The sequence below is a fragment of the Deinococcus malanensis genome (assembly GCF_014647655.1).
GTDB classification, from domain to species: Bacteria; Deinococcota; Deinococci; order Deinococcales; family Deinococcaceae; genus Deinococcus; species Deinococcus malanensis.
The window spans coordinates 1-7,032 of the sequence record NZ_BMPP01000046.1; the positions used below are offsets into that span (position 1 = coordinate 1).

The window sequence follows — 7,032 nt, forward strand, 5'->3', positions numbered from 1 at the left end:
ACCAGGGCATCAGTGTTGAGGGCAACGCGCAACCCACCCTGGAGAACAACATCTGCCAGGCCAATAAAAATGCAGGCATCAGGTACTCCGACACTGCTGCTGGCGTCGCCAGGGGCAACACCTGTGAGAACAACACGCTCAGCGGCATCATTGTCACGGGCAACGCGCAACCCACCCTTGAGGGCAACACCTGCCGGAACAACACACAGGCAGGCATTGTCTACCTAGGGGAAGCAACTGGCATCGCTAGGGGCAACACCTGTGAGAACAACAACCACGGTATCAGTATCCAGGGCAACGCACAGCTGACCCTGGAGAACAACACCTGCCAAGCCAATAAAATGGCAGGCATCGCCTATCTTGGTGCAGCAACTGGCACCGCCAAGGGCAACACGTGTGAGAACAACATGCTCAGTGGCATCAGTGTCATGGACGAGGCTCAACCTACCCTCGAGGACAACACCTGCTGGGCCAACACGCAGGCGGGCATCAGGTACTCCGATACTGCTGCTGGCGTTGCCAGGGGCAACATGTGTGAGAACAACATGCTCAGTGGCATCATCGTCGAGGGCGACGCGCAACCCACCCTCGAGGGCAACACCTGCCGGGCCAACACGCAGGCGGGCATCAGGTACTCCGGCACTGCTGCTAGCGTCGCCAAGGGCAACACCTGCGAGAACAACATGCTCAGTGGCATTATCGTCACGAAAGAGGCTCAACCCATCCTGGAGGACAACACCTGCCGGAACAACACGCAGGCGGGAATCGCCTACTTGGGCAATGCCAGTGGCTTCGCCAGGAGCAATACCTGCGAGAACAACAAGCAAAACGGGATCCATGTCGAAGGAAACGCGAAGCCTACCCTGGAGGACAACACCTGCAAAGGCAACTCACAGACGGGTATCGCGTACTTCAACACCGCCACAGGCGTCGCCAGGGGCAACACCTGTGAGAGCAACACCAACCAAGGCATCAGTGTCCAGAACAACGCGCAACCCATCTTGGAGGGCAATACCTGCCGGAGCAACATGCAGGCAGGCATCGTCTACCTGGGGCAAGCGACTGGCATCGCGACAAGCAACATTTGCGAGAACAACACCAACCACGGCATCAATATCCAGGGCAACGCACAACCGACCCTGGAGAACAACTCCTGCAAGGCCAATAAGAAGGCAGGCATCGCCTATCTGGAGGAAGCAGCTGGCGTCGCCAGGGGCAACACTTGCGAGAACAACACTAACCAGGGCATCAGTGTTCAGGACAGCGCACAGCCCACCCTCGAGGACAACACCTGCCGGAAGAACACGCAGGCGGGCATCGTGTACTTCAACACCGCCGCTGGCATCGCCAGGAGCAATACCTGCGAGAACAACAAGCAAAACGGGATCCATGTCGAAGGAAACGCGAAGCCTACCCTGGAGGACAACACCTGCAAGGGCAACTCACAGACGGGTATCGCGTACTTCAACACCGCCGCTGGCATCGCCATGAGAAATACCTGCGAAAGCAACAACCACAGTGGCATACATGTTGAAGCAAACGCACAACCGACCCTGGAGGACAACACCTGCCGGAATAACACCCAGACAGGGATCGTGTACTTCAACACCGCCACAGGCGTCGCCAGGGGAAATATCTGCGAAAACAACAAGTACAGTGGCATTCATGTCGAAGCAAACGCACAACCGACCTTGGAGGACAACACCTGCCGCAATAACCTGAAGTCAGGCATCGGGTACTTCAACTCTGCTGGCGGCATCGCGACAGGCAACACTTGCGAGAACAACACGCTCGGCGGGATTAAGGTCGGGGGCAACGCGCAACCTATTCTCAAGGACAACATCTGCCGGGACAACATGCAGGCAGGCATCCTCTACAACGAGCAGGCCGCAGGTCTCGCCAAGAGCAATACCTGTGAGAACAACAGGCAAAATGGGATCCATGTCGAAGGAAGTTCGAAGCCTACCGTAGAGGGAAATACAATCCTTCAGAACCGCTCGATTGGGCTTCACGTCGCCGGTTCAGCAAGTCCAATCCTTGAGAACAATGTCGTGACGGAGAATCTAGGAGCGGGTATTAGATTTTCGAATCAAGCGAGAGGGGTCGCTCGGAACAACATGACCGCTAAGAACGGCGGACCGGACTTTGAGGTGCTTGGTCAAGCGGCCCCTGTGCGTGAAGGATTCAACGGGAGTTCCTCCTTGCTCGGCGGTGTGGTCTCCCGTTGAGAAAAAGGAGGAGAGTTGCCCGCGACGCGTCGCGGGCAACTCTCCTCCTTTTGTCGTCGCAGGGCAGGTGCTTCATTACCCGCAGTGCACGATCAGAGCAGTAGCGTTGTCCGCGCCGCCGGAGGAGAGGGCTGCGGCAATCAACGCGTCAGCCATGGCAATAGCGTCCTGCGCCTCAGTCATAATTCTCCAGAGATGTTGTGCGGGAATGCCACCCCAGACTCCGTCACTCATTAGGACGAGGCATTCTCCAGGAGCAAGCTTGAACTCACTCGTAAAGCAGTACTCGGGTGTACGTTCGGTCACCCCTCCGAGGGAGCGAAGGATGGCATTGCGCTGTGGGTGGTGCGCAGCGTGCTCGGCGGTAAGGGCGCCCTGCCGGATCAAAAGTTCGACAAGCGAATGGTCCGGGGTCAGCTGCTCACACCCTCTTGGTGTAACGCGATAGGCACGCGTATCACCGACATGAACGAGCTGCACGGTAGTACCGTTGATCACGACACCTGTGAAAGTGCAGCCTCCAGGACGCGATCCCAATGCTGTATGCACGGCGGCATTCGCCTGCCAGAAGCGTTCCTCCGCTTGCTCCGAAGTACTCTCGACGAAGGAGCGTGTGGCAGCGCCGCTGGCCTCGTCACCCGCTTCAAGACCACCGATGCCGTCGGCAACGCAGGCAACCAGCCGGACGCCCGCAGCCTCGTGGAACGTTGCGTCCTGGTGGCTGTAGGCATAGGCGTCCTCGTTGAGGGGCCGCTCGGGATTCAGCCCTACGGTCGTCGCGACACCAATGCTGTAGCGAGGCGCTGGAGGACGGAGGAAGGCACACAGCTCGGCACGAAGCTGGTGTGGGGTGGGGCGCAGCGTGGGGTCATGCTGCAGGAGACGACGAAGCAAATGAGGCACCCCAGGGATCACGGGCAGTCCCGCTGGAAGAACTGGGTCTTGATCTAATGAGGGCCAGCGTCCGGAAATCCAGAAGGTGAGCAATGCCCCTAGCACGAACGTGGCGGTGGTGGGCGTGACGGGTTGGGAAGTATAGATCTCGGGGGGGGTAAGGCCCTCACGGTGAATGGAATCTGCCGTTGCGCCCAATGGGATGACAGTAGGGAGAGTTCTGAGGTGAAGGGCCTCGCTCGTTCGGAGGATGCTGGAGGGTTCAAGGTCAACAAGGCCATACCCATGGTGTTCAAGGGCAAGGACGAAATCCACGAGCTCATGCAGACAACGGGCTGCTTCTTTGAACGGTAGGGGGGCATCAAGTGGTGCCCCATCGGTCCATTCAAGGCCGAGCAGGTGGTCATTGATCCGGTGAGCACGGGGCAGCAGAGCAGACGGAGGGAAGTCCTCCCATACTGAGTGCGCCTGGTGCGAGATGGTGAAGCGTGCTCCGGCATGCTCAGCCACGAACCACCCGCCTGGGAGGGTCCAGAGAAGTTCAAAGCCCTCGGGAAGTGAAGACTCCGGATAGGCTAAATCGTCCGCCGTTGGGTCAAGCTGCTCATCGAGGTCGTAGCTGATGCCGCCACTGACGGGCACTTCAGAGTGAGCGCGTGTGTCTCCATGGCCGAGCCCATCTGAGTCACACGGGGATGTGGCGCGTGGAGCCCGGGAGTCGGACTCCGAGGCATCTGTTCGCGCAGTCTTCCCTCTCTTCACGTCGGGAGGTTCTGCCTGAAGATCAGCATCAGGTTGCCGAACGCGACTTCATCCCCATCCTGTAGTTCGGCTGGCTGGCTGATGGCTGCAGAGTAGGCCGAGTCACCCGTGCGCTTGAGGAAGACTCCGTTTGCGGAGTCAAGGTCCTGGACGTTCCACGTGCCGTTATGAAAGACAAACTGCGCGTGTCGGCGCGAGACGTGCTGCGCACCTGGGAGGTCCGTGACATCAATGTCCACCGGACCGGTAGCGGCATGAAATCGCCCGAGAACCACGGGAGACGCCACAAGGGGAAAGGTCAGATCGGCTGGGGCCCCGTGCCTTTTGAGTTGCAGGGACGCAGGCACCGGGTCGGCCAAAGGCGTCGAATGCTCGGCAGGAGTTGCGATATCCGTAGCGGTAAGGGGTGAGACTTCCGGCAGCTCGAGACCGCACCCATCACAAAATTCTGCGTGGAGTTCGTTCTCGGTTCCGCACTTTGAACAGATGATCATGATCGTCCTCGTATGCCATTCATAGGCCGGTGTGGTGGCGGATCTCTTCTTCTGTCGGGAGGTCAGGATCCTGAGCGTGGATCGTCTGGGTTTTGGTGCCCAGTCTCAGCGTCTTGGACGTTCCGGCGCTGAGGCTCTGCGTACGGTGAAGTTCCTGGAGTGCGCGATCGACCGCGACGGTCATGACTCCGTTGTTCAGGTGCTGGGTCATGTTGCGCGCCAGTTGCAGCGTCCGCTGTGCCTGCGCAGGATCGGTGGAAGCCTGCCTGGTGGCGGAGGCAATGAGTTGCTCCAGGTTGCGCTGCTGAACCCACTGCATCACGTCTGGCGCAACCCTCGCGCTAAGCGCCTGATCCGGGGTGTACGTAACGATGATGTCCATCGGTGAAGTTTGCTCGCTCACTCTAAGGCCCGGCACACGATATGTGCAGCTAAGCTGAGCAATCCGCATGCGTGCGGCAGGCCGCGCAGGCAGGGTAAATTCGAGGAGATACGTGGCGCCATGGGTCGCATCGACATTGCCCAGGGCAAGAGGGATTCGCGTACAGTCCACTTCGGTCTGCGTGGGGTGAACGCGCGTGATCCGCTCGAGCTGGACGTCACGGACAAGGCGGGCGGTGAGGCTGACGTCCGTGACGACCTCATTGGCGGCGCGGCGCAACTCCTCAAGAAGCGCGGCAGGCAGTTCCGAGGCGCGGATGGCCGGCGGGTATGGATGGTGTGTGTCGGGGACGATGTCGATCGGAAGTCCCTGGGTGCGGTCGGTGATATGGACGAGCAGGTCTGTATTGACGTCGTCACCCACGCCCACAGTCGTGACGGGAATATTCGCCTGTGCGAGGCGTTCGGTTTCCTCGTTGACGTCATCCTCATCAACAGTCTGCCCATCAGTGAGCAAGATCAGACGACGGCTTCCATGCTCGGTGAGCAGCAGGTCGGTCGCCTCGCGCATTCCAGCCCCCATGAAGGTGCTGGGACCCTCACTGTCGAGTGCGTCGATGGCCTCGGACAGAACCTCATGGTTCTGCGCTGGCGTGAAGGTCGTCAGGATGACTGGCTCTTCGTCGAAACGAATCAAGGCAAAGCGGTCACGCGTCGTGAGGCCAGGGTCAGCGATGATGGTCTGCATCGCCTCAATCACGAGATCCATTTTGGTTTTGGGTTCCTGGTCAGCATCGTCGTCCCCATCGGTGACGTCGTCACTCATGCTGGCAGACGTGTCGAGGAGGAAGGCAACGCTCAGGTCGGGCCGAGCGTCGCGGGCGGCGGCGGTGGGGGTCAGGGTGAGCCGCACAAAGAGTTTCTGGTTGGCGGTGTCGGCGACGAGATGGTCACGGTGCGCCAGGATATGCACGTTCAGGGCTGCCACGGGAGCGGCAGTCACGGTGATGGCTGGGGAAAGGTCACCGGTGTACTCCTCGATGGGCGCATCTGTGACGAGGGTAGCGACTTTCAGGCAGAGTTCGACATGCTCACGTGGTGTGCTGTCGAACAGGCGCTGAAGCTTTGGGTCAAGCGTAGGAAGATGCGTGTAGATCTCGTCAAGCGTGGAATAGGCCTGAAGAATCGGGAGTGCTTTGACCTTGCCAAGCTGGCGCACCCCGCTGATCTTGTCTCTGGCATCCCCAGCGAGGGCCCTGAAGAGCGGTATGAGGGGGGGACGCACCCCGAAACTGTTGAGGACGGCGGCCTCATCGATACGTCGAAAGCCATCGGGGGCGTCATCATCCGGAACCAGGACGTGGATGCGATCGTTAACGCAGGCATAGAGATCACGGTCGTTGGTCACGATCAGCACGGGACCAGTGCTGGCGACGGCCATGGTTGCCATCACGTCATCTGCTTCGTGGGCATGAGCGTGCCACACTTCGAATCCTGCCTTGCGAGCCAATTTAGGCAGCGCATCGAGAAACGCCTGCTGCTCTGAGGTTCGTTGAGTTCGGCCGTCCTTGTACCCTGGCAGCAGAGCGTAGCGGAAGCTGCGTGACCGCTCGACAGCGGCGATCCTTCGGGAAGCACCCGTCATTCGGGCAACGTCACGAAGGACGTCAATGTAGGCATCGTAGGGGCTGGTTGTAGTGTCCTGGACTGCAAACCACGTACGGTAACCGAGGTTTTGCGCGTCGACGATCAGGGTGGTCATAGAACCTCCGATGAGTTCATCATTTCAGAATTGCGAGGAGACAGGCGCGGATATCCGGGAGTCAAGCCGGAAGATCAGATGCAACGACGACCGACTCTTCGTTCCCTTGTGCGTGGAAGTTCCGAAGCAACACTGGGTAGTCGAGCTATCAATGACACCAACAAAATACTGTTGCCCCTTCTCGCATGCCTCACAGGTCACAACCCTTGATCCTGTACGACTCTCCGGGAGTCAGGCTCGCCTGAGCAGCCTCCTCCAGGGCCTGCACGAAAGACGTATCGGTCAAGATCCACCCAACGGCTTCAGCACCTGCTGGATTGGCACGAACGCTGAGGTTGCTGCCCTGCACCGTCCAGCTGCTTGCTCGCGCCACATGAATTGCGGTGCAGTCCCACTCAGCAATTGCTTATTGATCACGTCGTGGTTTGGCATTGATATACTTGGGGAATGCCCGGCTGGCAGCCCACTCAGTATTCCCGTGCTCAACTCGAAGAGCGCCGCCTCGCGGCGC

General features: G+C 59.4%; 4 protein-coding genes and 1 pseudogene. 1 reads left to right on the forward strand and 4 read right to left on the reverse strand.

Annotated elements, in window-relative coordinates:
- Positions 1 to 2,228: right-handed parallel beta-helix repeat-containing protein (locus IEY49_RS20925; RefSeq protein WP_189012315.1), on the forward strand; the 2,228-nt coding region annotated here is incomplete at its 5' end.
- Between the two features lie 75 nt (positions 2,229 to 2,303).
- Here the strand turns inward: IEY49_RS20925 and IEY49_RS20930 are convergent.
- The 4 genes and pseudogenes from IEY49_RS20930 to IEY49_RS20940 all read right to left on the reverse strand — a co-directional run bounded on the left by IEY49_RS20930 (position 2,304) and on the right by IEY49_RS20940 (position 6,521).
- On the reverse strand, positions 2,304 to 3,122 hold the full coding sequence (locus IEY49_RS20930; RefSeq protein WP_189012317.1) for a PP2C family protein-serine/threonine phosphatase: 819 nt from the start codon (positions 3,120 to 3,122) through the stop codon (positions 2,304 to 2,306).
- A gap of 758 nt (positions 3,123 to 3,880) precedes the next feature.
- A complete protein-coding gene (locus tag IEY49_RS20935) occupies positions 3,881 to 4,159 on the reverse strand; it encodes an FHA domain-containing protein (protein ID WP_189012319.1) in 279 nt (92 codons plus the stop codon).
- Between the two features lie 153 nt (positions 4,160 to 4,312).
- Positions 4,313 to 4,378: pseudogene (locus IEY49_RS22050) on the reverse strand (zinc-ribbon domain-containing protein); the annotation flags it as partial.
- 19 nt (positions 4,379 to 4,397) lie between these two features.
- Positions 4,398 to 6,521 carry a VWA domain-containing protein gene (locus IEY49_RS20940; protein ID WP_189012320.1) on the reverse strand — a complete coding sequence of 708 codons (2,124 nt, stop codon included), beginning with the start codon at positions 6,519 to 6,521 and terminating at the stop codon, positions 4,398 to 4,400.
- Between the last annotated feature and the right edge of the window lie 511 nt (positions 6,522 to 7,032).